Annotated in this window: 19 protein-coding genes and 3 tRNA genes; 9 read left to right on the top strand and 13 right to left on the bottom strand. The window is 70.6% G+C overall.

What is annotated here, in order from left to right; all coding sequences use genetic code 11:
- Complete coding sequence (locus VQ02_RS16265; RefSeq protein WP_048445244.1) at window positions 1-3,186, top strand: multidrug efflux RND transporter permease subunit; 3,186 nt, start codon at window positions 1-3, stop codon at window positions 3,184-3,186.
- A gap of 37 nt (window positions 3,187-3,223) precedes the next feature.
- On the opposite strand, the gene VQ02_RS38735 is transcribed toward VQ02_RS16265, so the two are convergent.
- The 7 genes from VQ02_RS38735 to VQ02_RS16235 form a co-directional block, all read right to left on the bottom strand.
- A complete protein-coding gene (locus tag VQ02_RS38735; protein ID WP_209437031.1) occupies window positions 3,224-3,373 on the bottom strand; it encodes a hypothetical protein in 150 nt (49 codons plus the stop codon).
- A 452-nt stretch (window positions 3,374-3,825) separates the two neighbouring features.
- The gene (locus VQ02_RS38730) at window positions 3,826-4,071 is read right to left on the bottom strand and encodes an alpha/beta fold hydrolase (RefSeq protein ID WP_209437030.1); all 246 of its coding nucleotides are present in this window, start codon (window positions 4,069-4,071) and stop codon (window positions 3,826-3,828) included.
- Between the two features lie 138 nt (window positions 4,072-4,209).
- The gene (locus VQ02_RS16255) at window positions 4,210-4,605 is read right to left on the bottom strand and encodes a transposase (RefSeq protein WP_048445262.1); all 396 of its coding nucleotides are present in this window, start codon (window positions 4,603-4,605) and stop codon (window positions 4,210-4,212) included.
- 728 nt (window positions 4,606-5,333) lie between these two features.
- Window positions 5,334-5,409, bottom strand: a tRNA-Ala gene (locus VQ02_RS16250).
- Between the two features lie 131 nt (window positions 5,410-5,540).
- Window positions 5,541-5,616: transfer RNA gene (locus VQ02_RS16245), tRNA-Ala, on the bottom strand.
- Between the two features lie 94 nt (window positions 5,617-5,710).
- Window positions 5,711-5,786 (bottom strand) — tRNA-Ala (locus VQ02_RS16240).
- A gap of 215 nt (window positions 5,787-6,001) precedes the next feature.
- Window positions 6,002-6,388 (bottom strand): TIGR02300 family protein, encoded by a 387-nt coding sequence (locus tag VQ02_RS16235; protein WP_048445243.1) that lies wholly within the window; start codon window positions 6,386-6,388, stop codon window positions 6,002-6,004.
- A gap of 169 nt (window positions 6,389-6,557) precedes the next feature.
- Here VQ02_RS16235 and aroA point away from each other — a divergent pair, with 169 nt between their 5' ends.
- From aroA to VQ02_RS16220, 3 genes are all read left to right on the top strand, one after another.
- Window positions 6,558-7,907 carry a 3-phosphoshikimate 1-carboxyvinyltransferase gene (gene aroA / locus VQ02_RS16230; protein ID WP_048445242.1) on the top strand — a complete coding sequence of 450 codons (1,350 nt, stop codon included), beginning with the start codon at window positions 6,558-6,560 and terminating at the stop codon, window positions 7,905-7,907.
- 8 nt (window positions 7,908-7,915) lie between these two features.
- Window positions 7,916-8,548: a (d)CMP kinase gene (cmk, locus tag VQ02_RS16225; protein ID WP_048445241.1), complete on the top strand. Its 633-nt coding sequence runs from the start codon at window positions 7,916-7,918 to the stop codon at window positions 8,546-8,548.
- A 126-nt stretch (window positions 8,549-8,674) separates the two neighbouring features.
- A complete protein-coding gene (locus VQ02_RS16220) occupies window positions 8,675-10,297 on the top strand; it encodes an ABC-F family ATP-binding cassette domain-containing protein (protein WP_048445240.1) in 1,623 nt (540 codons plus the stop codon).
- On the opposite strand, the gene VQ02_RS16215 is transcribed toward VQ02_RS16220, so the two are convergent.
- The 5 genes from VQ02_RS16215 to hrpB all read right to left on the bottom strand — a co-directional run bounded on the left by VQ02_RS16215 (window position 10,286) and on the right by hrpB (window position 17,799).
- A complete protein-coding gene (locus VQ02_RS16215; protein WP_053080404.1) occupies window positions 10,286-12,700 on the bottom strand; it encodes an EAL domain-containing protein in 2,415 nt (804 codons plus the stop codon). The genes VQ02_RS16220 and VQ02_RS16215 overlap by 12 nt on opposite strands.
- 313 nt (window positions 12,701-13,013) lie before the next feature.
- The gene (locus VQ02_RS16210; protein ID WP_048445239.1) at window positions 13,014-14,294 is read right to left on the bottom strand and encodes a hypothetical protein; all 1,281 of its coding nucleotides are present in this window, start codon (window positions 14,292-14,294) and stop codon (window positions 13,014-13,016) included.
- 74 nt (window positions 14,295-14,368) lie between these two features.
- Window positions 14,369-14,617 (bottom strand): helix-turn-helix domain-containing protein, encoded by a 249-nt coding sequence (locus VQ02_RS16205; protein WP_048445238.1) that lies wholly within the window; start codon window positions 14,615-14,617, stop codon window positions 14,369-14,371.
- Entirely contained in the window at window positions 14,617-15,213 is a 597-nt protein-coding gene (locus VQ02_RS16200; RefSeq protein WP_083469256.1) for a DUF2975 domain-containing protein, read from the bottom strand. The genes VQ02_RS16205 and VQ02_RS16200 overlap by 1 nt, the downstream gene beginning before the upstream one ends.
- A 69-nt stretch (window positions 15,214-15,282) precedes the next feature.
- On the bottom strand, window positions 15,283-17,799 hold the full coding sequence (gene hrpB / locus VQ02_RS16195) for an ATP-dependent helicase HrpB (protein WP_048445259.1): 2,517 nt from the start codon (window positions 17,797-17,799) through the stop codon (window positions 15,283-15,285).
- A 256-nt stretch (window positions 17,800-18,055) separates the two neighbouring features.
- Between hrpB and VQ02_RS16190 the strand changes: the two genes are divergently transcribed.
- The 4 genes from VQ02_RS16190 to VQ02_RS16185 all read left to right on the top strand — a co-directional run bounded on the left by VQ02_RS16190 (window position 18,056) and on the right by VQ02_RS16185 (window position 20,725).
- Window positions 18,056-18,352 carry a hypothetical protein gene (locus VQ02_RS16190; protein ID WP_048445237.1) on the top strand — a complete coding sequence of 99 codons (297 nt, stop codon included), beginning with the start codon at window positions 18,056-18,058 and terminating at the stop codon, window positions 18,350-18,352.
- A 431-nt stretch (window positions 18,353-18,783) separates the two neighbouring features.
- A complete protein-coding gene (locus VQ02_RS37170; RefSeq protein ID WP_157080658.1) occupies window positions 18,784-19,377 on the top strand; it encodes a hypothetical protein in 594 nt (197 codons plus the stop codon).
- 5 nt (window positions 19,378-19,382) lie between these two features.
- Window positions 19,383-19,691 carry a hypothetical protein gene (locus VQ02_RS37165; RefSeq protein ID WP_157080657.1) on the top strand — a complete coding sequence of 103 codons (309 nt, stop codon included), beginning with the start codon at window positions 19,383-19,385 and terminating at the stop codon, window positions 19,689-19,691.
- 449 nt (window positions 19,692-20,140) lie between these two features.
- On the top strand, window positions 20,141-20,725 hold the full coding sequence (locus VQ02_RS16185) for a metallophosphoesterase (protein WP_048445236.1): 585 nt from the start codon (window positions 20,141-20,143) through the stop codon (window positions 20,723-20,725).
- A gap of 7 nt (window positions 20,726-20,732) precedes the next feature.
- Here the strand turns inward: VQ02_RS16185 and VQ02_RS16180 are convergent, their stop codons facing one another.
- A complete protein-coding gene (locus VQ02_RS16180; protein ID WP_048445235.1) occupies window positions 20,733-23,024 on the bottom strand; it encodes an NADP-dependent malic enzyme in 2,292 nt (763 codons plus the stop codon).
- 369 nt (window positions 23,025-23,393) lie between these two features.
- Here VQ02_RS16180 and mutS point away from each other — a divergent pair, with 369 nt between their 5' ends.
- Entirely contained in the window at window positions 23,394-26,039 is a 2,646-nt protein-coding gene (gene mutS / locus VQ02_RS16175; RefSeq protein WP_245239757.1) for a DNA mismatch repair protein MutS, read from the top strand.
- The last annotated feature ends 358 nt before the right edge of the window (window positions 26,040-26,397 follow it).

Raw genomic sequence — 26,397 nt, 5'->3', positions numbered from 1 at the left:
ATGCAGTTCGGGTCCGGGCAGGAGAATGCCGCGCGTACCGGCATCTCCGGCTACTTCATCCGCTTCCCCGTCGCGACCTCGCTGATCATGGCGGGGATCCTGTTCATCGGGATCGTCGCCTATCCGCTGCTCGGCGTCGCCCCCCTGCCGCAGGTCGACTTCCCGACGATCCAGGTCACCGCGCAGCTGCCCGGCGGCAGCCCGGAGACCATGGCGTCCTCGGTGGCCCAGCCGCTCGAGCGACAATTCGCCCAGATCCCCGGCGTCAGCCAGATGACCTCGACGAGTGCCCTCGGCATCTCGTCGATCACGGTGCAGTTCGACCTCAACCGCAACATCGACGCGGCGGCCAACGACATCCAGGCGGCGATCAACGCCGCCGGCGGCCAGCTGCCCAAGACCCTGCCGAGCCCGCCGACCTACCGCAAGGTGAACCCGGCCGATTCGCCGATCCTGCTGCTCTCCGCCACCTCCGACACCCTGCCGCTGATCGAGGTCGACGACGCCGCCGACGTGCAGCTGGCCCAGCGCATCAGCCAGATCTCCGGCGTCGGCCAGGTGCTGATCGGCGGCCAGCAGAAGCCGGCGGTCCGGGTGCAGATCGACCCGGCCAAGCTCGTCGCCAAGGACCTCTCGCTCGAGGACGTCCGCACCCAGCTCACCCTCACCACGGTGAACAACCCGAAGGGCAACTTCGACGGGGCGACCCGGAGCTACACGGTCTACGCCAACGACCAGCTCACCGCCGCGAAGGACTGGAACGACGTCATCATCGCCTACCGCAACGGCGCGCCCTTGCGGGTGCGCGACATCGGCACGGCGGTGGCGGGCCCGGAGGACGCCAAGCAGGCGGCCTGGGCGAACGGCCATCGCGGCGTGTTCCTGGTCATCTTCAAGCAGCCCGGCGCCAACGTCATCGACACCGTCGACCGGATCAAGGCCGAGCTGCCGCGCATCACCGCGGCGCTGCCCGCGGGCGTGACGGTCAAGACGCTGAGCGACCGCACCCAGACCATCCGCGCCTCGGTCGAGGACGTGCAGTTCACGCTGCTCATCACCATCGCCCTCGTCGTGGCGGTGATCTTCGTCTTCCTGCGCTCGGTCTGGGCCACCATCATCCCGAGCGTGACGGTGCCGCTGGCCCTGCTCGGCGCCTGCGCGCTGATGTGGCTGGCTGGCTACACCCTCGACAACCTGTCGCTGATGGCGCTCACCATCGCGGTCGGCTTCGTCGTCGACGACGCGATCGTGGTGCTCGAGAACATCGCCCGGTACGTCGAGGAGGGGATGAAGCCGATGCAGGCGGCGCTCAAGGGCGCCGGCGAGATCGGCTTCACCATCGTGTCGATCTCGGTCTCGCTGATCGCGGTGCTGATCCCGCTGCTCCTGATGGGCGGCATCATCGGACGGCTGTTTCGCGAGTTCGCGGTCGTGCTGTCGATGACGATCGGCGTCTCGGCCTTCGTGTCGCTGTCGCTGACGCCGATGATGGCCTCGCGCTTCCTCAAGGAGCACAGGGCCGAGCAGCACGGGCGGCTCTACCGCTGGAGCGAGCGGGTCTTCGACGGGCTGCTCTCGGCCTACGAGTCCGCCCTCGACGTGGCACTCCGCCACCACGTCGTCACGTTCCTGACCTTCCTCGGCACGGTGGCGCTCACCGGCTACCTTTTCGTGATCATCCCGAAGGGCTTCTTCCCGCAGCAGGACACGGGGCTGATCGTCGGCATCACCGAGGGTGGGCAGGACATCTCGTTCTCGGCGATGGAGGACCGCCAGCGCGCGGTCGGCGCGGTGATCCAGGCCGATCCGGACGTGGCGAGCGTCGCGATGTCGATCGGCGGCAGCGGCCAGGCGCTCAATTCCGGCCGGATGTTCATCACGCTCAAGCCGCGGGACGACCGCGAGGCCGACGCGTTCCAGATCATCAACCGCCTGCGGCCGAAGCTCGACCGGCTCGAGGGCGTGAAGGTCTTCCTCCAGGCCTCGCAGGACGTGCGCACCGGCGGGCGCGCCTCGCGCACCCAGTTCGAGTACACGCTGCAGGATCCGAACCTCGACGAGCTCAACACCTGGTCGCCGCGCCTGCTCGACAAGCTCAAGACGCTGCCGGAACTCCGCGACGTCGCCACCGACCAGCAGACCAGCGGCACGACCCTGACCCTGTCGATCAACCGCGACGCCGCCTCGCGCTTCGGCATCACGCCGCAGCTCATCGACGACACGCTCTACGACGCGATCGGCCAGCGCCAGGTGGCGCAGTACTTCACGCAGCTCAACAGCTACCACGTCGTCATGGAGATCCTGCCGTCGCTCCAGGGCACGCCGGAATCCCTGCGCAACATCTACGTGAAGTCGCCCTCGACCGGCGGCCAGGTGCCGCTCGCGGCCTTCGCGACCTGGACCACCGCGCCGGTGCGCCCGCTCTCGATCAGCCACCAGGGCCAGTTCCCGTCGGTGACGATCAGCTTCAACCTCGCGCCGAACGTCGCCCTCGGGCAGGCGACCGCCGCGATCGACAAGGCCGCCAAGGATCTCGGCGTCCCCGCCACCTTGGCGACGGGCTTCCAGGGCACCGCCCAGGCGTTCCAGCAATCGCTCTCGACGGTGCCGCTCCTGATCGCCGCCGCCCTGGTGGTGGTCTACCTGATCCTCGGCATCCTGTACGAGAGCTACATCCACCCGCTGACCATCCTGTCGACCCTGCCCTCGGCCGGCGTCGGCGCGCTCGCGATGCTGCTGCTGTTCGGCTACGACTTCAGCCTGATCGCGCTCATCGGCATCATCCTGCTGATCGGCATCGTGAAGAAGAACGGCATCATGCTGGTCGATTTCGCGATCGTGGCCGAGCGCCACGAGGGGGTCGGCCCCGAGGAGGCGATCCGCCGCGCCGCGCTGCTGCGCTTCCGCCCGATCCTGATGACCACGATGGCGGCCCTGCTCGGCGGCATCCCGCTGATGTTCGGCACCGGCACCGGCTCGGAGATCCGCCAGCCCCTCGGCTACGCCATGGTCGGCGGCCTCGCGGTGAGCCAGGTGCTGACGCTGTTCACCACGCCGGTGATCTACATCTACCTCGACAAGCTCTCGACCCTCCTGTCCGGGCGCACGCACGGGCCTGAGGACGAGGACGAGGACGAGGCGCCGGAGGACGAGGCGCCGCCTCAGCTGCGGGAGGCGGCGGAGTAGGGGGCTGCGCTCGCATCGAGGCGCGGCGGACCGAGGCTCAGGCCGCGCAGACGAAGTCGCGCAGGACCGCGAGCGCGCGGTCGGGCGCGTCGCCGAACACGCCGTGCCCGCACTCCGCGAACCGCTCGAACCGCACACGGTCGGGCGGCAGGGCCGCCACGAGCGCCTCGCTGAACGCGATCGGCACCACCGGGTCGTGCCTCGCCCGCCATGACGAGCACCGGGCAGCGCAGGGACCCGAGCGCGGACCTGAAATCCATCCGGCCCTGCTCGTTCTCGGGGCCGTTGAAATGCAGCGCGGTGTCGTGGCGCATCCGCACGCGCCGAAGGGCATCCGGATCGGCCGGGGTCCGACGGTAGAGCGGCACGCAGGTACGGAAGTACTCCCCCCGGCGCTCCCCGGTCGGGGCCGTCCAGTAGGCCTCGGCGGCCCTCGCCGCCTCGGGGCCGCCGAGCCGCCCGAACGCCTCGAACATCGCCGGGAACTCGAGCTTGGCCGCGGTGCTGACCAGGACGAGCTTGCCCGCGTGGTCCGGGTGGCGCGTAGGATTGCGCGACGTAGCCGCCCCACGACATCCCGAGCACGACCGGCCGCACGAGCCCGAGCGCGTCGCACAGGCCCTTCACGTCGTCGCCCCACTAGGCCAGCGTCCAGGCGGAGCGGTCGCCGTCCTCGCTGCGGCCGTTGCCGCGATGGTCGTAGTAGACCACCTGCGCCACGTCGCTCAGCCGGGAGAAGAGAGGCTTGAAGCCGCCGTGGTCAAAGCCTGGGCCGCCATGCAGGAGCAGCAGCGTCGGCTTCTCCCGCATGACGCCGCCCTCCGGCACGAGCCCGGCATTCTCCACGTCCACGAACAGGCGGACGCCGTTGACGGTAACGAACATGCGGGCGGTCGCTCCTCCACGCACGACACGGCGAAGACCCACCGATGCCGGGCGGAACAGGTGTCACCGCGGAGGCATGGAGGAGGCGCCCGCAGCGCGTCGGCCGATGTGCAGGCGTGCCGCGAAGGCGGCCGTCCTCTAGGCCACCGCAGCCTGCTGCTGCACGCTCAGCAGCATGTTGGCGATCTGGCGCACCTGCAGCTCGCTGTCCTGGAGCTCCTTCTTGCGGGCGCCGCCATAGGCGAATTCATCGTGGTCGATGACCGGGACCGGGAGGCCCGCTTCCTCGAAGTGGCTCTCGAGCCGGGCGAGGAGCTGCTCCCAGACGCCGAGGCGCGACCAGCGGATGAAGGTCTGCGCCGCCATCCACCACGGTCCGTACTGATCCGGGACCGCCCGCCAGTTGGTGTCGTGCCAGTGCCGCCAGAGGATCGCGTCGACGGTTCGCTTGAGGTCGTGCGGCTGCGTCTTGCCACGAGGCCGACAGCCCTCGAGCAAAGGTGCCAACACAGCCCATTGCGCCTCCGTCAACATAAACATCCCCCTCGCCCGAGCGGCCTCCGCGACTCTTATTACCAAGGGTAATGTGTTTCTTCAATCGGCTCACTGGCCGGTGTTCGCGTCTTACGCCTCGGAGCAACATGATATGTCGTCCAGATCGTTTGTGTTCGAACATGTTGGATGCGAATAAGATTGTAAAAATACTTGTAAGACTAAATGTTTCAGTTTGTAATTACTTGCAAAATAAGAGGGCCGAGCGTGAAGTAAAATGCGCTCCAGTCGGCGCGCTACAGTGGCAGAGACCGACCCAGCGTTCTTAGAAACGACAGGAGCCTTGGCGGCTGCAACCGCCTCTTTCTCATTTGTTATTTTGCTAAAGTAGAAATATATCAGTTAAAATGCCCAGAAAATCCGCACCCGTGCGCCCACCTCTCGCTGCGTCGCAGCAGGCAGCGAGGATGGCAGAACCCTGTCGCATCTAGGTCACATGCCGGCCCGGCAGCGATGGAGCGGCCCACGCGCCGCGACCCGTGACCCGTGACAGGTCCTCGTGCCGGCATCGCTGGATCGGGCACCGCACGCGGGAGGATTGTCATCGCGCCAACGAGGCGAGGGGGCGCTCTGCAGGAGGAGGACGCGAGCGGACCGGTACAGGGCCGTCCCTGACCCGGCTCAGTCACGCAATGGTGCCGACACTCCCGGTCACTCCCTGCTCGTCATTCCGCCGTGATGAAGAGCCGTGGGCGCCGACGCGAAAGGGGTGGTGGAGCCAGGCGGAATCGAACCGCCGACCTCTTGAATGCCATTCAAGCACTCTCCCAACTGAGCTATGGCCCCGATCCCTCGGCCACGGGCCTCGTGGCCGCAGCGTTTCGCATGCCGGCCGCAGCGCTTGGGAACGCGCGGCTCAAAAGAAAAAAGCCGCCGAAGCGGCTCATCCGGGATCCGGCTCGAAGCCGGGAAGGTGATGGTGGAGCTAAGCGGGATCGAACCGCTGACCTCTTGAATGCCATTCAAGCGCTCTCCCAGCTGAGCTATAGCCCCATCCGTCAGCCGCGGCGCTGGGGACGCCGGCGGGTCTCGTCAAAGGTGATCGCTGGCCGCGATCGGATCACATCAGGGCGGGCCTGAGATGATTTGGTGGAGCTAAGCGGGATCGAACCGCTGACCTCTTGAATGCCATTCAAGCGCTCTCCCAGCTGAGCTATAGCCCCACTTCGCCGGACGTATGGGATCCGTCACGGGACCGGCGAAGCGCTCTCGGGGAGGGCGCCGCCGCCGGTGAGCGGCTGTATATGGGGGCACGGCGCCGGACACAAGCCCTCGGGGCGGGTCTTCGCGAAGTTTTCGTGACTGTCACGAATTCCGCAGCGACGCCCGTGGGTTAGGCCGGCGGCCACGGGCGCGTGGCCGCCGTGCGCCCCCGGGATCAGGACTCCTCGTCGCTCTCGATGTCGCCGTCGATGAAGTCCGAGACGTCGTCGCCGCTCTCCTCGTCCTCCTCCAGGAAGGTGTCGTCGTCGCCGCCCGCATCGCCCACGTCGGCATCGTCGTCGACCGACACGTCGGCCCCGTCCTCGGCGGCCTCGACCTCGTCGAGGGAGACCATCTCGGGGGCCCCGGCCTCCTCCTCGGTCTCCTCCTCGCGCGGCGCCCGGTTGGCGACCGCGGGGGCGGGAATGCGGGTGGTGGAGAGGGCCGCGACCTGATAGACGGTGCCGCACTTCGGGCACACGGCGGGGTCCCTGCTGAGGTCGTAGAACTTTGCGCCGCAGCTCATGCACTGGCGCTTCAAGCCGAGTTCCGGTCTGGCCACGGTTGTCACGTCCCTGTCGATGTCGGAAGAGAGGGCCCGGTTAGTCGCGCCCGTCAGCGCTGTCAAATACCGGGCGGGCCGCCGGATGACGCGGCGGTGGCCGCGTGCTAACGACCCGGCCGTTTTCCCGCGCTCCCACCGCGATTCTCGAGAACCAGGCCGTCTGCCCGTGTCGCACGATTCCACTCCGTCCCCGATCACCGCCCAGGCCGGAACGGCCCTGCGGGGCCGGCTGCGGCCGCCCGGCGACAAGTCGATCTCGCACCGGGCGATCATCCTCGGCCTGCTCAGCCTCGGCGAGACCCGGATCGAGGGCCTGCTCGAGGGCGACGACGTGCTGCGCACCGCCGCGGCCGCCCGGGCGCTCGGCGCCGGAATCGACCGGGACGGGGAGGGGCGCTGGCGGGTGCGCGGCGTCGGCGTCGGCGGCCTGTCCGACCCGGCCGGCGTCCTCGATTTCGGCAATGCCGGCACCGGCTCGCGGCTGATGATGGGCGTGGTCGGCGGCCACCCGGTCACCGCCACGTTCGACGGCGACGCCTCCTTACGCAAGCGGCCGATGCGGCGGATCCTCGATCCGCTGGTCCAGATGGGCGTCACGGTGGTGGAGCAGGCCGAGGGCGGCCGGGTTCCGCTGACCCTGCGCGGCCCCCGCGAGGCGGTGCCGATCACCTATGACAGCCCGGTGGCCTCGGCGCAGGTGAAGTCGGCGGTGCTGCTCGCGGGCCTCAACGCCCCGGGGGTGACCACGGTGGTGGAGGCGGCCGCGACCCGCGACCACACCGAGCGGATGCTGCGTCTGTTCGGGGCCGAGGTCGAGGTCGAGGCGGTCGGCCCCGGCGGCCACGGGAGGCGGGTGGCGCTCACCGGCCAGCCGACCCTGCGGGCCGCCGAGGTGATGGTGCCGGCCGACCCGTCCTCGGCCGCCTTCGCCCTGGTGGCGGCGCTGGTCGTGCCGGGCTCCGACGTGGTGATCGAGGGGGTGATGATGAATCCCCTGCGCACCGGCCTCCTCACCACGCTGCTCGAGATGGGCGGCGACATCGTGCGGCTCAACGAGCGGGAGGAGGGCGGCGAGACCGTCGCCGACCTCAGGGTGCGCCACAGCCGCCTCAAGGGCGTGGCGGTGCCGCCGGAGCGGGCGCCGGCGATGATCGACGAGTACCCGGTGCTCGCGGTGGCGGCGGCCTGCGCGGAGGGCACCACCCGGATGCAGGGCCTGCACGAGCTCAGGGTCAAGGAATCCGACCGCCTCGCCGCGGTGGCGGCCGGGCTCAAGGCCAACGGGGTCTCCCACACGGTCGAGGGCGACGACCTGATCGTGCACGGCGACGGCACGCCGCCGAAGGGCGGCGGCACGGTGGCGACCCATCTCGACCACCGCATCGCCATGGCGTTCCTGGTGCTCGGCCTCGCCGCCCGCGAGCCGGTGACGGTGGATGACGGGGCGATGATCGCGACGAGCTACCCCGCCTTCCTCGCCGACATGCGGACGCTCGGCGCCGCCCTCACGGCGTGAGGAGCGGGATGGTCATCGCGATCGACGGGCCGGCGGCCTCCGGCAAGGGCACGCTGGCCAAGCGCCTGGCGCTGCATTACGGCCTGCCCCACCTCGACACCGGCCTGCTCTACCGGGCGGTGGCGCTGGCGCTCCTCGACGCGGCCCGGGACCTCGCCGACCCGGCCGCGGCCGCGGCAGCCGCGCGAGGCCTGCGGGCCGAGGTCCTCGACGATCCCCGCCTGCGCGGCAGTGCCATGGGCGAGGCGGCCTCGATCGTCTCGGCCCAGCCGGCCGTGCGCGCCGCCCTCCTCGACTGGCAGCGCCGCTTCGCCGGCGCACCGGAGGGCGCGGTGCTCGACGGGCGCGACATCGGCACCGTCGTCTGCCCGGACGCCGCCGTGAAGCTCTTCGTCACCGCCTCCGCCGAGGAGCGCGCCCGCCGTCGCCACCGCGAGCTCGACGGGCGCGGCGAGCCGATCGCCTACGAGGCGGTACTGGCCGACATCCTGCGCCGCGACGCCCGCGACGCCGACCGCGACGCCGCTCCCCTGCGGGTGGCCGAGGACGCGGTGGTGATCGACACCACGGCGCTGGATGCCGACGCCGCCTTCCGGGCCGCGACCGACGTGGTCGACGGGCGGGGCGGCCCGAAGGGCTGAAGGCGAGAGCCGGGCCGACACCCCTCCGCCACGAAGCCGTGGCACGATCCTGAAAATCCCGCCTGACCATCCCGGGGCGCGGCCGGACCGGTCCGGCGCGCCCCTCCTTTCGGACATCCGCCTCCCATGATCCGCCTCGACAAGATCGGCAAGCAGAACGGCAACCAGCTCCTCTTCGTCGAGGCCTCGGCGGCGCTCCAGCGCGGCGAGAAGGTCGGGCTCGTCGGGCCCAACGGCGCGGGCAAGACCACCTTGTTCCGGATGATCACCGGCGAGGAGCAGCCCGACGAGGGCCAGGTCTCGAGCGACCGCGGCATCACCATCGGCTACTTCAGCCAGGACGTCGGCGAGATGGCCGGCCGCTCCGTGCTGTCCGAGGTGATGGACGGCGCAGGCCCCGTGAGCGCGATCGCCGCCGAGCTGCGCGAGATCGAGACCGCGCTCGCCGATCCCGACCGGGCCGACGAGATGGAGGCTCTGGTCGAGCGCTACGGCGAGGTCCAGGGCCGGTTCGAGGAGCTCGGCGGCTACGCCCTGGAGGGGCGGGCGCACGAGGTGCTGGCGGGCCTGAGCTTTTCCCCTGAGATGATCGAGGGCGACGTCGGCGCCCTCTCGGGCGGCTGGAAGATGCGCGTCGCGCTCGCCCGCATCCTCCTGATGAATCCCGACGTGATGCTCCTCGACGAGCCGAGCAACCACCTCGACCTCGAGAGCCTGATCTGGCTCGAGACCTTCCTGAAGGGTTTCGACGGCGCCCTTCTGATGACCTCGCACGACCGAGCCTTCATGAACCGGATCGTCGGCAAGATCATCGAGATCGACGCCGGCTCGCTCACGACCTACTCGGGCGACTACGCCTTCTACGAGCAGCAGCGGGCGCAGAACGAGGCGCAGCAGCAGGCCCAGTTCGAGCGCCAGCAGGCGATGCTGGCCAAGGAGATCAAGTTCATCGAGCGCTTCAAGGCGCGGGCCTCGCACGCCGCCCAGGTGCAGAGCCGGGTGAAGAAGCTCGACAAGATCGAGCGCGTCGAGCCGCCGCGCCGCCGCCAGAGCGTTGCCTTCGACTTCCCGGCCGCGCCGCGCTCAGGCGACGACGTCATCAGCCTGAAGGCCGTGCGCAAGAGCTACGGCAGCCGCACGATCTACGACGGGCTCGATTTCGGCATCCGCCGCAAGGAGCGCTGGTGCGTGATGGGCGTCAACGGCGCCGGCAAGTCGACGCTGCTCAAGCTCGCCACCGGCACCACGGAGCCGGATGCCGGCAGCGTGACGATCGGCGCCAGCGTGAAGCTCGGCTACTTCGCCCAGCATGCCATGGACATCCTCGACGGCGAGCGCACGGTGTTCGAGTTCCTCGAGAACTCGTTCCCGCAGGCGGGCCAGGGGTCGCTGCGCACGCTCGCCGGCTGCTTCGGCTTCTCGGGCGACGACGTCGAGAAGCGCTGCCGGGTGCTGTCGGGCGGCGAGAAGGCGCGGCTCGCCATGGCCAGGATGCTCTACGACCCGCCGAACTTCCTCGTCCTCGACGAGCCGACCAACCACCTCGACGTCGGCACCAAGGACATGCTGATCACGGCCCTCGCCCAGTACGAGGGCACGATGCTGTTCGTCTCGCACGACCGGCACTTCCTGGCCGCCCTGTCGAACCGGGTGCTGGAGCTGACGCCGGAGGGCATCCACCAGTACGGCGGCGGGTATTCCGAGTACGTCGAGAAGACGGGGCGCGAGGCGCCGGGGTTACGGCACTGAGGGGCGAGTTGGTTCGACGCCCCCGTCACCCGCCCGCAGCATCGGCGCCACCGCGTCGGCCGGCACCGGGCGGCTGATCAGGTAGCCCTGCACCTCGGTGCATCCGGCCTCGCGCAGGTGGGCGAGCTGCTCCTCGGTCTCGACGCCCTCGGCGGTGGTGGTCATGCCGAGGCTGTCAGCCAGCGTCGTCACCGCCCGCACGATGGCGACGGCGTCGGGCCGCACCGCGAGGTCGGCCACGAAGGCGCGGTCGATCTTGATCTTGTCGAACGGGAACGCCCGCAGGTAGCCGAGCGACGAGTAGCCGGTGCCGAAATCGTCCATGGCGATGCGCACCCCGAGCCGCTTCAGCCGGTGCAGGATGGCGAGGGTCGCCTCGCTGTCCTGCAGCAGCACGCCCTCGGTGATCTCGAGCTCGAGGCGGTGCGGGTCGAGCTCCGCCTCGCGCAGGGCGGCGATCACCGTCGCGTCGAGGGCGGCGCCCCGGAACTGCACCGGCGAGAGGTTGACCGAGACGCGGACGGCTTTCGGCCAGCGCGCGGCCTCGCGGCAGGCCTGCCGCAGCACCCACTCGCCGAGGGGCACGATCATCCCGGTCTCCTCGGCGATCGGCACGAAGGCGGCCGGGCTCACCACGCCGCGGACCGGGTGGTGCCAGCGCAGCAGCGCCTCGAAGCCCGTGATCCGGTTGCCGGAGAGATCCAGGAACGGCTGGAACGCCAGGGCGAATTGCTGCTCCGCGAGCGCGGTCCCGAGGTCGAGCTCGACGCCGCGCCGGGCCTGCATCGCCACGTCCATGGCCGGCTCGAAGAAGCGGTGGACGCCGCGCCCCTCGGCCTTGGCGCGATAGAGCGCCATGTCGGCGGCCCGCAGCAGGCGCTCGGGATCCTGCCCGTCCGCCGGGGCCAGGGCGATGCCGATGCTCAGGCCCACGGTGATGCGCTTGCCGTCGATGGCGTAGTCGCGCCCGACCTCCTCGATCAGGCGGCCGGCGAGCCGGCCCGACCGGAACCGCGAGGTGGGCCGCAGGATCAGGGCGAACTCGTCGCCGCCGAGCCGCGCCAGGGTCACGGGCCCGTCGCCGGCCTCCGCCCGGACCGCGGCGGTCAGGCGGGCGGTGACCTGGCGCAGCAGCTTGTCGCCGACGGCGTGGCCGAGGGTGTCGTTGACCGTCTTGAAGCGGTCGAGGTCGAGGCACAGGACCGCCGTGACGCCGCCGTCCTGCGCCAGCGCCTCGGCCAGGCCCTCGTGCAGCAGGGCCCGGTTGGGCAGGCCCGTCAGGGCGTCGTGGCGCGCCATGTGGACGATCTGGGCCTCCGCGCGCTTGGCGGCGGTGACGTCCTCGTGGACGGTCACGAAACCGCCCTCCGGCGTCGGCGCGTAGGTCACGGCGATGACCCGTCCGTCGGCGAGCGTCTGGTCGAGCCGGTAGCGGATTCGCCTGGCGAGCCGCTCGCGCACCTGCCGCCAGGCCTCCGCGGGCGTGAGCCCCGGGAAGTTGCCGGCCTCTGTGCGCCGGTAGATCAGCTCCTCGGCGGTGATGCCCGGGTGGACCGTCTCCCGCGACAGCCCGTAGAGGTCGAGGAACTGCTGGTTGAGCACCGTGACCCGGTGATCGGCATCGAACAGGACCAGCCCGTGCGACATGTGCGTGAGGGCCTGGTCGAGCCAGCCGTTCTGCTGCGCCAGCCGCGCATCGGCGCGGGCACGGTCCGTCGCATCCTCGTGGACCACCATGGTGCCGCCGTCCGGCAGCGGCGTGATCGTGGTCTTCAGGAGCAGGCCGCTCGGCAGCCGCCGCTCGCGCTGCATCCGGACCCGCCGGGCGATGCGCGCGGCCACGAAGGTCCAGGCCTCGTCGGGCGACAGGCCCGGGTAGTTGCCGACGATGGCGCTGGCGCGGATCATGTCCTCCAGCGGCGTGCCGAGGCGGACCAGTTCCGGAGGCAGCCCGAAGAGGTCGCGGAGCCGGTCGTTGCAGGCGGTGAGCCGCAGGTCGGCGTCGAACACGCTCACGCCGCAGGGCAGGCGGGCTAGCACCGCCTCGAAGGGCCAGGCCGGCAGGGGGGCGGCGGTTGCCGGCCCGGCCACCTCGACGCAGACGCCGCGATAGCCCGCGAAGGACCCGTCCGACGCCGAGAGCGGGGCGCCGCCGAAGCGGAACCAGCGGGTCCGCCCGTCGCGGTGCCGGTGCGGCAGGACCACGTCCCGGAACGGCTGCCGGTTCCGGAGCGCCGCGGCGTCGCCCGGTCCATCGTGGTTGAGGCCGGGCCAGGGACGCCCGATCGGCTCGGCCTCGCCGGTCAGCGCCGCGCAGCGACCCCGCACCGCCGTCAGCCGCAGGTCCGCGTCGGTCCGCCAGACCCAGTCGGCGGCGATGGTGTCGAGGTCATCGGGCAGCATGCAACGGTCTTCGTCGGATGATCGAGACCTTTCATGAATTTGCTGAGATTCCGTTTCTGGTCTTGCGGATCGGACTGTCCCGGCATCGCCATCAGTCACGGCGTAAGATCCTGATCGTACATGGCACGTCGTGCCGACGCTCGACGGAAACGGCTGGCCTGACCGTGATTGACGGCCGACGATGGAGGTTCCTCGCGCAGGATGCGGCTCGACGCGAATCGAGGCCGCGGCCCGGAATCGGCACGGTTGAACGATAGCTCGCCTGGCGCGGGCAAGCATGCGCAGGTTACATCCTGGACCCGTCAGCCGGCCGTCACCGAAAGGAGACGGCCTCGGCCTCGACCGTCAGCGGAACGCCGCCCCGCTCGAGGTCGAGGATGCGGCGGGTGCCCGGCGGGCCGGAGAGGGCGTGGAGCACGCTCTCGGGAGGTTCACCGGCAAGGAGCCGGCCGTCGACGCTGCGCAGGCGGTCGCCGGGCGCGACCCCGTCGACGAGGGGACGGCCGGCCCGCACCGCGACGCGGCCGACGGCGTAGCCGTCCTCCTCCCGCACGAGGGTGAGGCCGACCCCGTCGAGGTCGTGGGGATCCGCCGCGCGCTGGCGCTCGAACCGGGCCCACCCGGCCGCGTAGTCGATGGTCAGGCGGCCGTCGCCGAGCACGTTGTTGCCGAGCCAGCCGGCGACCGGGAGACCGGCCGGCTCCTGCCAGCGATCCCAGAAGACCTCGCCGAGGGCGGCCTCGGCGACGGGGCCGCCGAGAGGACCCGTGCCGAGCACGCCGATCTCGGCCAGCGTCACCGGCCCGAGGGCCAGGGTGGGAAGGCGAAGGACCGTGGCCTCCTGTTCCAGGCCGAGATCCACCATGGCGAGGGCGCTGCGGCCGGTCGCGCCCCGCGCCCGCTCCCAGCCCGGGTGGCGCGCGCGCCAGGCGGCTGCGACCCGGCCGCGCACCCACGTGTAGGGGGCACCGGGATCGAGGACGAGGGACAGGTGCTCGCCGGCAACGGAGGCATCGGCGAGCGCGAGCCCGCTCTGCGGCGCGATCCGGACCGGCACGGCCGCACCCCGTGCCGGCAGGCTCCCGGACGGTCCGAGGGTCAGGGTCGCGGCCGACGGGTCGAGGGCGACCGCGAAGGCCTGCAGCACGCCCGCCGGCAGCACGGCCTCGACGGTCCGCGGCGCGAAGAGCAGCGCCAGGAGATCCTGGCCGGCGAGCCGGCCCGGCCCGTCCACCACGGTGTCGCCGGCGACGGTCACCGGCACCTCGCCCAGGCGGAATGCCAGGTCCCGGCCCCGGTCGAGGCCGAGCTCGCGGTACAGTGCCGGCGACAGGATCGGGGCCGGGGTGCCGAAATTGACCCAGGCCAGGGCCCGCCGCGCGCTCCCGTCGGGGCGCCGAAACGCGATGTCGACGAGCCAGCGGTGCGACGCCCGCATCAGCGGCAGCGTCACCGGCCGCGTCGGCCCGGCCGGCCAGGCGACCGCCACCTTGCCGTCCATGCGGGCGGGCGGCTGACATGCGGCCGCGGCCGCGGCCGCCAGCGCGGCGGCGAGCCATCCGGCCGCCCGGCGCAAGATCATCACGGCTCGCATGCGCAGGTCTCCGTCCACCCACGTGTCCCCGTCCGCAGCCGCAGCGCCGCTCCGCGCGGAGGATGAAGGGCCGATCAGCCGGCCCGGCTCAGATCCGCCCCGTCCTCGCCAGCCTCTCGCGCGGGCTCGAACTCGAGCAGGTCGCCCGGCTGGCAGTCGAGTTCCCGGCAGAGCGCCGCGAGGGTGGCGAAGCGCACGCCCTGAACCTTGCCGGATCTGAGGAGGGACAGGTTGGCCTCGGTCATGCCGATGGCGCGGGCGACGTCCTTGGCGCGCCGCTTGCGCCGCGCCAGCATCACGTCGAGGCGCACGACGATCGGCATCAGACGAAGCCGTCCCGGTCGCGCTCGACCGCGGCCCCGACCCGCAGCAAAGCCGCGAGCACGGCGACCAGGGCGGCGAAGACCAGGGCATGGACCGACGAGAGATGGAACCAGGCCCGGTCGACCCCGTGGCCGGCAACCGCCACGAGGGCCTGCCCCAAGCCCGGTGCCAGCGCCGCGGCGACGAGCCAGAGCGCGATCCGGCGCAGGCGGTTCGCCTGGGACGCCGCGAAGGTCGCGCCGCCGGCGAAGTCGCGCAGCAGCCGGCGAAGGTCGACGAGGACGAGGAGGAGTGGGGCCTGGGTCAGGACGAACGTCGCCGCGTAGGCGAGGCGGGTCGGCCAGGGCAGGGCGCCGAACGGCACCAGCCCCGCGACGCCCTCCGGCGCAACGCCCAGATAGGCGGCCCCCGGGGCGAGCCACAGGAAGGCGCCCCCGCAGGCGAGGCCGAGAACGAGGACGGTGATCCCGAACGCCGCGAGCGGAACGATGAGGAGGCCGACGAGCCGGCCGAGCCGGTCCGCGAGGCGCCGGAGCCTCGCCCGGGAGAGCGGCTCGTCGTCGGGCTGCGGCGATGGGATGGCGGCGTGCGGCATGGCGGGCTCCCCGGCCACTCCACGTCGCACAGATATTATTTTCTGTAAAACGATAATTTTCCGCGTGCCTCACGTCCCCCGCGGCTTGGCGCGCCGCGTCGGCGGGGCGGTGAGGGGATCCTCGGGCCAGGGGTGCTTCGGGTACTGTCCGCGCATGTCGGCCCGCACCGCGGCCCAGGAGCCGCGCCAGAAGCCCGGCAGGTCGCGGGTGATCTGGATCGGGCGCTGGGCCGGCGAGAGCAGGTGGAGCACGAGGGGCACCCGGCCGCCGCCGATGGTCGGGTGGCGGGAGAGGCCGAACAGCTCTTGCACCCGCACGGCGAGCGCCGGACCGCCCTCGGCGGCGTAGTCGATCGGGATGCGCGAGCCCGTCGGCACCTCGATGTGGGTCGGCGCCTCGGCGTCGAGGCGGGCGCGCAGGGACCAGGGCACGAGGTCGTGCAGGGCCTCCGAGAGCCGGTCCGGGCCGATCTCGTCGAGGCGGGTGAGGCCGGTGAGCCGGGGCCCGAGCCAGTCGGGCAGGGTCTCGGCGAGGTGCGCGTCCGAGAGGTCTGGCCAGGGCTCGCCCTCGGCCTCGCGCAGGAACCTCACCCGCTCGCGCCATTGCTGGGCCGCCTTCGACCACGGCAGGGCGGCGATGCCGAGGCTCGCGAGGCCGCGCGCCAGGATCGCGGCGCTCTCGGACTCGGGCGGAACCGGCAGGATCCGCTCGGCGAGGGCGATCGCACCGAGGCGGCGCTGGGCCCGGGCCCGCAGGGCCTTCGCCTCGGGGTCGAACTCGACCCGGGTGCGGGCCTCGATGCGGTCACCGAACAGGGTCTCGATGGCGGGGAGGCCAATCGGCGCCGCCGCCAGGATCCGCGAGGACGAGGCTTTGCCGACGATCTCGGCGACGGCCAGGAACGGTTCCCGGGCCAGGGCGGCGGCGGGGTCGAGGGCCGCGCCGCGACCATTCGCCAGGACGTACTCCCCGGGCTTGCCGCGGGCCCGGGCGATCCGGTCCGGGTAGGCGAGGGCCAGGAGCGTGCCGGCTTCGAGGGCGCCGGCCTCCGGCACCTCCGCGGCGCCGGCGGTCTCGGCCGCCATCGTCGTCGCCATCCTGGCCCAGCCGGCGGCGAGGCGGCGCATGTCCTCGGCCCGGGCGGAGCGGTCGCGGCGGAAGCGCTGGACCCGTTCGGCGAGGTCGACGGCGTCGCCGCCGAGGCCGCGCTCCACCAGCACGGCGGCGAGGTCGGCGGCGGCCCGCGCCGCCTCCCGGCCGCGCCCCGCGGCGCTCACCACCATGCGGGCGAGGCGCGGCGGCAGGGGCAGGGCGCGCAACGCCCGGCCGGTCGGGGTCAGGCGCCCGTCCCCGTCGAGGGCATCGAGGCCGACGAGCAGCGCGCGGGCCTCGGCCAGCGGCGGGGCCGGGGGGGAATCGAGGAACGGCAGGGTCGTCGCGTCGGCGACGCCCCAGGCGGCGCAGTCGAGCACCAGCCCGGCGAGGTCGGCGGCCAGGATCTCGGGGCGGGTGAAGGGCTCGAGCGCGCCGGTGGCGGCCTCGCTCCACAGCCGGTAGCAGACGCCCGCCTGGGTGCGGCCGGCGCGGCCCCGGCGCTGGTCGACGGAAGCCCGGGAGGCGCGATGGGTGACGAGGCGGGTCAGCCCGAGATCCGGCTCGTAGACCGGCACCCGGGCGAGGCCCGAATCGACCACCACCCGCACGCCCTCGATGGTGAGCGAGGTCTCGGCGATCGAGGTCGCCAGCACCACCTTGCGGCGCTCAGGGGGGCTCGGCCGCACCGCCCGGTCCTGCTCGGCCCGGTCGAGGGCGCCGTAGAGCGGTGCGAGATCGACCTCGGGGAAATCGGCGAGGCGCTCGCGCAGGCGCTCCTCGGTGCGGCGGATCTCGGCCTGGCCGGGCAGGAAGGCCAGCACCGACCCCGGCTCGGCCCGGAGCGCCCGCATCACCGCGTCCGCCACCGCATCCTCGAGGCGCGCGCGCGGGTCGCGGTCGAGGTAGCGGGTCTCGATCGGGAACGCCCGGCCCTCGGAGACGACCACCGGCGCCTCGCCCATCAGGGCGGCGACGCGGGCGCCGTCGAGCGTCGCCGACATCGCGACGAGGCGCAGGTCCTCCCGCAAGGCCCCTTGCGCGTCGAGGGCGAGGGCCAGACCGAGGTCGGCGTCGAGGGAGCGCTCGTGGAACTCGTCGAACAGCACCGCGGCGACGCCGGCGAGCTCCGGATCGTCCAGGATCATGCGGGCGAACACGCCCTCGGTGACGACCTCGATCCGGGTGCGGCCCGAGACCTTCGAGCCGAGGCGCACCCGCAGGCCCACCGTCTCGCCCACCGCCTCTCCGAGGGTCGAAGCCATGCGCTCGGCCGCCGCCCGGGCGGCGAGGCGGCGCGGCTCGAGCAGGATGATCCGGCGGTCACCGCGCCAGGGCGCCTCCAGGAGGGCCAGCGGCACCCGGGTGGTCTTGCCGGCGCCCGGCGGCGCGACCAGCACCGCGTTGGGGCGGCCCGAGGCGGACGGGCCCGCGAGGGCCGCCGCGAGGTCGCCGAGGACGGCGTCGATCGGCAGGGAAGGGAGGGAGCGCATGCGCGCCGGGATGGCGGAGGCCATCCCGGCGCGCAAGCCCGGATGACGGTCGCGGGACCGCTCCCATCCCGTCGCGGTCCGCCGCGCCGCCCCCCCGGCGCCCGGTCCTCATGGCGACCCAGAGGCAGCTCTCCGCCCGCCGCAGGGTTCGGGCAGAATTTTTCCGGTTGATTTCTGGTGCCCCTGCGGAACCGAGGGCGCGAATGGAAATTTACGACCAGGATGGCCTGGGTGCCACCGTCTGGAGAATACTGCGATGAAGTTCCTGACCCTGGCCCTGGCGGCGGGCGTGCTGCTGGGCGGTCTCGCCGTGACCCCGGCCTCGGCCGCCGTGACCGGCCCGGCCCCGGCCGTCGCCGGCGCGGAATCGACGGTCGAGCACGTCGCCATGCGCCGCCACCACCACTACCGCCACATGAAGCGGCACGACCGCCACATGCGCCGGCATATGCGCCGCAACTCGATGCGGCACGGCAACCCGAACGCCCGCAACCCGTCCCGTCCGGGCTACCAGCAGCAGCTCGGCAACACCTCGGGCGGCCCGCGCTACTGAGCGGGCTCAGAATCGCAGCAATCCAACCGGGTTCTGCATCGATAATGCTCTGATTCGTTCCGGGGATCGGTCAACATACCGGTTCCCGGAAAATCGTATTTGAAATATGATTTTTAATATACGTTTGTTTAATTTTATGCATACTGAATATTTTAATATTTTATATCAAAATGTCCTTTCTAGAATCCCGTATCAGAGGGCGTCTACGATTGTCACGATTACCCGAATTTCATCTTGCTCTGCCTGCTATTTAAAATAAATTTGATGCTTTTCTTCAACAAGCTGTAGTGCTATGGCCCAGTGCGTGATTTGTCGCGGCGGTCCGGCGTCCGCGCATCACGGCCTGGGGGGACACGTTGCACACATTCATCACCCGTGTCCCCAGCTCGATACATGGACAATATATTGCGGTTGGGCATCACGAAATAAGTTTGAGCCTGAATTCGGATCGTGGCTTCGCACGTGATTGGCATACCAACGTTCAACCCGTGATTAAAAGACATGGCGGGCGGCCAGACGCCGATTGGAATTGGCCGTATCAGATCGCGCCCCTCGTGCTCTTCGGCATGTCTCACCGGCGGGGACGTATATTTCAATTAACAGTCGGATCCGAGCAACGTCCAGCCGCAATGATCGCCCTGCTATCAAGGGAAAGATGGTGTCTGGATGCGCAGAATTCCGCGTCTTTCTTGTTTTTCTTGAGTACGGCACCGCCCGAATGCCTGATCGTAACCAACGATTCTGGGCATGATGTTTCACCGAAGATGATTGGTCAGGCAGCTCTGGACTTGGCGGTCTGCATCGCGTTGAATGAGTGCGACGGTCGTTTATGGCTTCATGCGGATCCCAAAGGGAGTTACAATCTGTTAACCTGGTACCAGCATCGTGGGACGGAAATCGTCGATCCGATCACGCATCAGACGCTGCCGGGATTCGCGACCGGTCGTGCCAACGATGGGCGCTACCTGTATTTCAACCAGAATACGGCCCTGCGATTCTACAATGCGCACGCGCACCTTCGGTGATCTTCATGCCTGTCTCCAATGAAACATTTGAAAAATTAGCTCTGCGCCTCGAGGGGCAATCCGAAGCTGAGTTCTTTTTTGTATACACGTATCCGAGATACTCTGAGCCTGTCAGGCAAGCAATTGCGGACTGGATTGCTTCGCTCAACGACGATGCAACGAGCGATGATCTTGAAAAACTGATCAAGCATTTAGAGAGATATGGCGACTATCTCGCCAAGAGCGACCATAACCCGTATCTTCCGAACAAGCGAACAGGGAGGAGTGAAACACAGGGCAGTCACTCCGCACGTGTGGGTGCCAGTATTCCGTAGACCCTACTCAGCGTCGCGCAGAACGAACAAAGGCGGATCCGTCATCCGGTGACAGCGGAACCGTCGAGGAGTCGAGTTTCAGGCGTGAACTGCTAAGCCTGGCGTTATTCGCCGCCCGCCCCCCACTGATGCGATCGGCGCTGATGAGTGAGGGCCTCGGGATGCCGGTTTCGTACATCGTTGATTTTCGTTTCATCTGAATTCGATTGCGTCACCCTCCGAACTCTCCGGCGCCGGCAGGAAATTCCGAAGCGATCGTTCGATGCGCACGTGCAGCTTTCGCTTGCTTCCGTCCGTCCCGCCGAAACCTCATGCACGGGGTCGAGGGCGAGAGGACGGTTTGCATCGACGAGACTCTGACATCTGCCGGACGCGGCGATCCGCCCCGTGCCGAAGGGCGCCGCCGCCCCATCTGAACCCGCATCCGTCCCGCTTCGAACCGGATGCGCATGGCCGTCTTCTTCACCGCCGACACCCATTTCGGCGACGCCCACATCCTGCGCCAACGCGGCCAGCGCTTCGGGTCCCTGACCGAGCACGACGAGACGCTGGTGGCGAACTGGAACGCGACGGTAGGCCCCGACGACGAGGTCTGGCACGTCGGCGACTTCGCGGCCCATGCGGAACGCGAGCACTGCGCGGCGATCTTCGCCCGCCTCAACGGCGTCAAGCGCCTGGTGCGGGGCAACCACGACAGCAACCGGGTCCTCGACCTGCCCTGGGCCGATCCGCCGGTCGAGAGAGCGCGCCTCACCCTGCGGGAGGAGGGCCGGGAGTGGCGGCTGTACCTCGCGCACTACGCCCATCGGGCCTGGCCGGGCCTGTGGCGCGGCACCCGCCACCTCTACGGCCACACCCACGGGACGCTTGCCGACACCACCCGCTCCTGCGACGTCGGCGTCGATGCCTGGGAAGACCGTCCCGTGCGGCTCGCGGCGCTGGCGGCGCGCCAGGACGCCGCCACGCTGGTGCCGGAGGAGCTGGCCCGGGACCGGGCCAGGGAGAGCGCCGCCCGGGAGGCGGGCGGCGCCTGACGCGGGCTCAGCCGCCGATGTTGTAGGCGGCGAGCGCCGCCATGTTGACGAGGTCGGAATCGGTCGCCCCGAGGGGAACGATCTGCACCGCCTTGTCGAGGCCAACGATCAGCGGCCCGAGAACCTGGGCGCCGCCGAGCTCCTGCAGCATCTTGGTCGAGATCGAAGCCGAGTGGAAGGCCGGCATCACCAGGACGTTGGCCGGCTGCTTGAGGCGGCTGAACGGGTACTGGGCGAGCAGGTCCTTGTTGAGGGCGACGTCGGCCGCCATCTCGCCATCATACTCGAAATCGACCCGCATCCCGTCGAGGATCCGCACCGCCTCCTGCACCTTCTCGGCCCGCTCGGCCTTGGGGAAGCCGAAGGTCGAGAACGACAGCATCGCCACCCGCGGCTCGTAGCCGAGGCGCCGCGCCACGCCGGCCGCCTCGATGGCGATGCCGGCCAGCTCCTCGGCGCTCGGCATCTCGTGGATCGCCGTGTCGGCCACCAGCACCACGCGGCCGCGGGCGAGGCAGAGCGAGACGCCGATCACCCGGTGGCCGGGCTTGTGGTCGATGACGCGGCGCACGTCCTCGAGCGCGATCGAGTAGTTGCGGGTGGTGCCGGTCACCATCGCGTCGGCGTCGCCGAGCGCCACCATCGAGGCCGCGAAGTGGTTGCGGTCCTGGTTGATCAGGCGCTGGCAGTCGCGGAACAGGAAGCCCTTGCGCTGCATCCGGGCGTAGAGGAACTGCGCGTAGACGTTGTTGCGGTGCGACTTCGCGGCGTTGTGGATCTCGATGTTGTCGCGGCCCGAGAGGTCGATGCCGGCAGCCTCGGCATTCGCCATCACCCGGTCCTCGCGGCCGACCAGGATCGCGGTGCCGAGGCCCTGGTTGACGAAGGAGACCGCGGCGCGGATCACCACCTCCTCCTCGCCCTCAGCGAAGACCACGCGCTTGGGGAATTTGCGCACCCGCTCGAACACCCGGTTGAGGGTGCCGGCGACGGGATCGCGCCGGGCCGAGAGCTGGGCCCGATAGCGGTCCATGTTGTCGATCGGCTTGCGGGCGACGCCGGTCTCCATCGCGGCCTTGGCCACTGCCGGCGGCACGGTGTGGATCAGCCGGGGATCGAACGGCACCGGGATGATGTACTCGCGCCCGAAGCGCGGCCGCGCGCCCTGGTAGGCCGCCGCCACCTCGTCCGGCACGTCCTCGCGGGCGAGCGCCGCGAGCGCCTCGGCCGCCGCGATCTTCATCTCCATGTTGATCGTGGTCGCGTGCACGTCGAGCGCGCCGCGGAAGATGTAGGGGAAGCCGAGAACGTTGTTGACCTGGTTCGGGTAGTCCGAGCGCCCGGTCGCCACGATGGCGTCGTCGCGGACCTGGGCCACCCCCTCGGGGGTGATCTCCGGATCGGGGTTGGCCATCGCGAAGATGATCGGCTGGGGCGCCATCGAGGCGATCATCTCAGGGGTGAAGGCGCCCTTCACCGAGAGGCCGAACACGATGTCGGCGCCCTCCATCGCCTCGGCGAGCGTGCGCTTCGAGGTCGCGACCGCGTGGGCCGACTTCCACTGGTTCATGCCCTCGGTGCGGCCCTGGAACACCACGCCCTTGGTGTCGCACAGGATCACGTTCTCGGAGCGGAAGCCGAGCGCCTTGACGAGCTCGATGCAGGCGATGCCCGCCGCCCCGGCGCCGTTGACGACGAGGCGGGCCTCGGAAATGTCGCGGCCGGTGAGGTGCAGGGCGTTGATGATGCCAGCCGCCGAGATGATCGCGGTACCGTGCTGGTCGTCGTGGAAGACCGGGATGTCCATCAGTTCCCGCAGGCGCTCCTCGATGATGAAGCACTCGGGAGCCTTGATGTCCTCCAGGTTGATGCCGCCGAAGGTGGGCCCGAGATAGCGCACACAGTTGATGAACGCCTCGGCGTCCTCGGTGCCGACCTCGAGGTCGAAGGAATCGATGTCGGCGAAGCGCTTGAACAGGACCGCCTTGCCCTCCATCACGGGCTTCGAGGCGAGCGCGCCGCGGTTGCCGAGGCCGAGGATCGCGGTGCCGTTCGAGATCACCGCGACGAGGTTGCCCTTCGCGGTGTAGTCGTAGGCGAGCGCCGGATCGTCCGCGATGGCCAGCACCGGGACGGCGACGCCCGGCGAGTAGGCCAGCGACAGGTCGCGCTGGGTCGCCATCGGCTTCGTCGCCACCACCTCGAGCTTGCCGGGGCGGCCCTGCTGGTGGAACTGCAGCGCCTCCTGGTCGGTGAAGGTCGGGCGCTTGCGGCGGGTGACGGGGCGGGACTCGCTCATGCCAAGCTCTTCTCTACGACCAAGAATCACGTTGCGGGACGCAAGATGACGGGGGACACGTCCCTTAGGGCCATGGCTCGGCCGGCTCAAGCGGCGCTGCGGCGCTAACACCCGCCCGTGCGCCATTTCCTTCGGGGATGACGATCCCCATCATCCACGCCGTGCCGGTCTGGAGCGTGGCCGAGGTCCTCTGTTAGTCTGGCAGACCACTTCGCCGCCGATCCGACGACAGCCCCCGATCCCATGACGATGGACAGCGACACCGGCCGCCGCCTGCGCGACGAGGCTTTCGAGCCGACCGACGAGGCGCCCCCGCCGCCCGCCCGCACCCGCCGGGCCGCTCCCGACGACGAGACCAAGGTCTCGCCGATGATGGCGCAGTACATCGAGATCAAGGCGGCGAATCCCGATTCCCTGCTGTTCTACCGCATGGGGGATTTCTACGAGCTGTTCTTCGAGGACGCCGAGATCGCGTCGCGGGCGCTCGGCATCGTGCTCACCCGCCGCGGCAAGCACGCGGGCGCCGACATCCCGATGTGCGGCGTGCCGGTGGATCGCTCCGACGACTACCTGCAGCGTCTGATCGGCCTCGGCCACCGGGTCGCGGTCTGCGAGCAGACCGAGGATCCGGCCGAGGCCAAGAAGCGCGGCTCGAAGTCGGTGGTGCGGCGCGAGGTGGTGCGCCTCGTCACCCCGGGCACGATCACGGAGGAGCGGCTCCTCGATCCCGGCCGGGCCAACGTGCTCCTGGCGCTCGCGCGCCGGCGCGCCTCGGAGTCGGCCTGGGCCTACGGCCTCGCCGCCGTCGACATCTCGACCGGGCGCTTCTCGCTGGGCGAGGCCGAGGGCGGGGCGCTCGCCGCCGAGATCGCCCGGCTCGACCCGCGCGAGATCGTGATGGCGGAGGCGATCCACCAGGATCCCGACCTCGCCCGCCTCTGGCGCGACACGCCGGCCGCCGTGACCCCGGTCGGCCGCGGCGATCTCGACCCGGCCTCCGCCGAGCGGGCGATCAAGGAGCAGTTCGGCGTCCAGACCCTCGACGGCTTCGGCGCCTTCAGCCGGGTCGAGGTCGCGGCGGCGGGCGCGGTGCTGCACTACATCGCCCGCACCCAGCTCGGCGCGAAGGTGACCCTGAGCCCGCCGACCCGTCAGGCGGCGGGCGCGAGCCTGATGATCGACGCGGCGACGCGCCAGAACCTCGAACTGACCCGCACCCTCTCGGGCGAGCGGGCCGGGAGCCTGCTCGCCGCCATCGACCGGACGGTGGGGGGCGCCGGGGCGCGGCTGCTGGCCGAGCGGCTCGCCGGCCCCTCGACGGACCTTGCGCTGATCCGGCGCCGGCACGACGCGGTCGAGTTCCTGGTCGGCGAGGAGGCGTTACGAGCGGAACTGCGGGCCGAGCTCGCCCGCGCGCCCGACATGGCCCGAGCGCTCACGCGGATCGGCCTCGGCCGGGCCGGGCCCCGCGACCTCGCGGCGCTCCGCGACGGGCTGCTCGCCGCCCGTGGCATCGCCACGGCGCTCGCCGGCGCCGGCGCGCTCCCGGGCGAGATCGGCAAGGCCGCTCGCCTCCTCGCCGGGCTCGGGCAGGACCTCGCCGACGAGCTCGCCGCCGCGCTCGCCGACGACCTGCCGCTCCAGCGCCGCGACGGCGGCTTCGTGCGCGAGGGCTACAAGACGGAACTCGACGAGGCCCGCACGCTCCAGCGCGATTCCCGGCAGGTCGTGGCCGGGCTCCAGGCCCGCTACGCCGCGGATACGGGCTGCCGGACGCTCCGGATCAAGCACAACAACCTGCTCGGCTACTACATCGAGGTGCCGCAAGCCTTCGGTGAGACCCTGCTGAAGGATCCCTGGCGCGCCACCTTCGTCCACCGCCAGACCATGGTGGACGCGATGCGCTTCACCAGCGTCGAACTGGGCGAGCTGGAGACGAAGATCGCCAATGCCGCCGGGCGCGGCCTCGCCCTCGAGCTCGAGATCTTCGACGCGCTCTCCGCCTCCGTGATCGGCCAGTCCGAGGCGATCGTGGCGGCGGCGAGCGCGCTCGCCGCCCTCGACGTCGCGGCCTCGCACGCCGAGCTCGCCGTCGAGCTGAACTGGACCCGACCGGTCGTCGACGACAGCCTCGCCTTCCGGATCGAGGGCGGGCGCCACCCCGTCGTCGAGGCGGCGCTGACCCGGTCCGGCGAGGCCTTCATCGCCAATGCCTGCGACCTTTCCGGCGACAAGGCGGGCCAGATCCTCCTCGTCACCGGCCCGAACATGGGCGGCAAGTCGACCTTCCTGCGCCAGAACGCCCTCATCGCGGTGCTGGCCCAGATGGGCGCCTACGTGCCGGCATCCTTCGCCCATCTCGGCCTCGTCGACCGGCTCTTCTCCCGCGTCGGCGCCGCCGACGACCTGGCGCGGGGCCACTCGACCTTCATGGTCGAGATGGTCGAGACCGCCGCGATCCTGAACCAGGCGACGCGTCGCTCGCTCGTGGTGCTCGACGAGATCGGCCGCGGCACCGCGACCTTCGACGGCCTGTCGATCGCCTGGGCGTGCCTCGAGCACCTGCACGGCGCGAGCGGCTGCCGGGCGCTGTTCGCCACGCACTTCCACGAGCTGACCGGCCTGGCGCAAACCCTCGACCGGCTTTCCAACGCCACCCTCAAGGTGACCGAGTGGAAGGGCGACGTGGTCTTCCTGCACGAGGTGGTGCCGGGCGCCGCCGACCGCTCCTACGGCCTCCAGGTGGCGCGTCTCGCCGGCCTGCCCGCCCCGGTGATCGCCCGCGCCAAGGCCCTGCTCGCCGAGCTGGAGCGGGGGGAGGGCGGCCGCGGTCGCAAGGCGCCCGCCGAACTGCCGCTCTTCGCCGCGATGCCGCCGAGCGTCACCCCGGCGGCTCCGGTGGAGAAGCCCGATCCGGTCGGCCTGCTCCTCGATGGGATCGACCCGGATTCCTTGAGCCCGCGAGAGGCACTGGACGCGCTCTATCGGCTCAAGGCGGCGCGGGCGGAGGCATAGGATCGCGCGGCCTTCGTCCCCGTCGGACGATGTCCGCCCGACCTGTTCCGATGCCGACAAGGCACGGGATCCCCTCTCCCAGACGGGGAGGGTATGCGCTTGGCCTTTGCTCGAACAGGTCAGGTCAGGCAGAGACTGCATCGTGCGACAAGACTGATCGCGGCCCGGTGACAACCCCCAGTGATACCGCCGCGCTTAGGTTTTGACTCGTAGCGGGTTTTCATTGGCGCGTGCGTGTGATTCGCTGCTGCCCTTCACCGGGGAGGAGCCTATGACGCGTGCCGTCGAGATCCGGACCGACATCGCTACGGCCGCCGATCTGCGATGGCAGGCCAAGCGGGAGCTGTGTCGGCGGACC

The sequence above is a fragment of the Methylobacterium variabile genome, from assembly GCF_001043975.1.
Classification (GTDB): Bacteria; Pseudomonadota; Alphaproteobacteria; order Rhizobiales; family Beijerinckiaceae; genus Methylobacterium; species Methylobacterium variabile.
Note: the sequence above shows the minus strand (reverse complement) of the source record. Positions and strands in the feature narration are given on the sequence as shown.

Bases quoted from the DNA above. Each gene is read 5' to 3' on its own strand.
- VQ02_RS16265 (WP_048445244.1), top strand. From the start codon at position 1: ATGCAGTTCGGGTCCGGGCAGGAGAATGCCGCGCGTACCGGCATCTCC.
- VQ02_RS38730 (WP_209437030.1), bottom strand. From the start codon at position 4,071: ATGTTCGTTACCGTCAACGGCGTCCGCCTGTTCGTGGACGTGGAGAAT.
- VQ02_RS16255 (WP_048445262.1), bottom strand. From the start codon at position 4,605: ATGTTGACGGAGGCGCAATGGGCTGTGTTGGCACCTTTGCTCGAGGGC.
- cmk (WP_048445241.1), top strand. From the start codon at position 7,916: ATGGTCATCGCGATCGACGGGCCGGCGGCCTCCGGCAAGGGCACGCTG.
- VQ02_RS16220 (WP_048445240.1), top strand. From the start codon at position 8,675: ATGATCCGCCTCGACAAGATCGGCAAGCAGAACGGCAACCAGCTCCTC.
- VQ02_RS16215 (WP_053080404.1), bottom strand. From the start codon at position 12,700: ATGCTGCCCGATGACCTCGACACCATCGCCGCCGACTGGGTCTGGCGG.
- VQ02_RS16210 (WP_048445239.1), bottom strand. From the start codon at position 14,294: ATGCGAGCCGTGATGATCTTGCGCCGGGCGGCCGGATGGCTCGCCGCC.
- VQ02_RS16205 (WP_048445238.1), bottom strand. From the start codon at position 14,617: ATGCCGATCGTCGTGCGCCTCGACGTGATGCTGGCGCGGCGCAAGCGG.
- VQ02_RS16200 (WP_083469256.1), bottom strand. From the start codon at position 15,213: ATGCCGCACGCCGCCATCCCATCGCCGCAGCCCGACGACGAGCCGCTC.
- hrpB (WP_048445259.1), bottom strand. From the start codon at position 17,799: ATGCGCTCCCTCCCTTCCCTGCCGATCGACGCCGTCCTCGGCGACCTC.
- VQ02_RS16190 (WP_048445237.1), top strand. From the start codon at position 18,056: ATGAAGTTCCTGACCCTGGCCCTGGCGGCGGGCGTGCTGCTGGGCGGT.
- VQ02_RS37165 (WP_157080657.1), top strand. From the start codon at position 19,383: ATGCCTGTCTCCAATGAAACATTTGAAAAATTAGCTCTGCGCCTCGAG.
- VQ02_RS16185 (WP_048445236.1), top strand. From the start codon at position 20,141: ATGGCCGTCTTCTTCACCGCCGACACCCATTTCGGCGACGCCCACATC.
- VQ02_RS16180 (WP_048445235.1), bottom strand. From the start codon at position 23,024: ATGAGCGAGTCCCGCCCCGTCACCCGCCGCAAGCGCCCGACCTTCACC.
- mutS (WP_245239757.1), top strand. From the start codon at position 23,394: ATGATGGCGCAGTACATCGAGATCAAGGCGGCGAATCCCGATTCCCTG.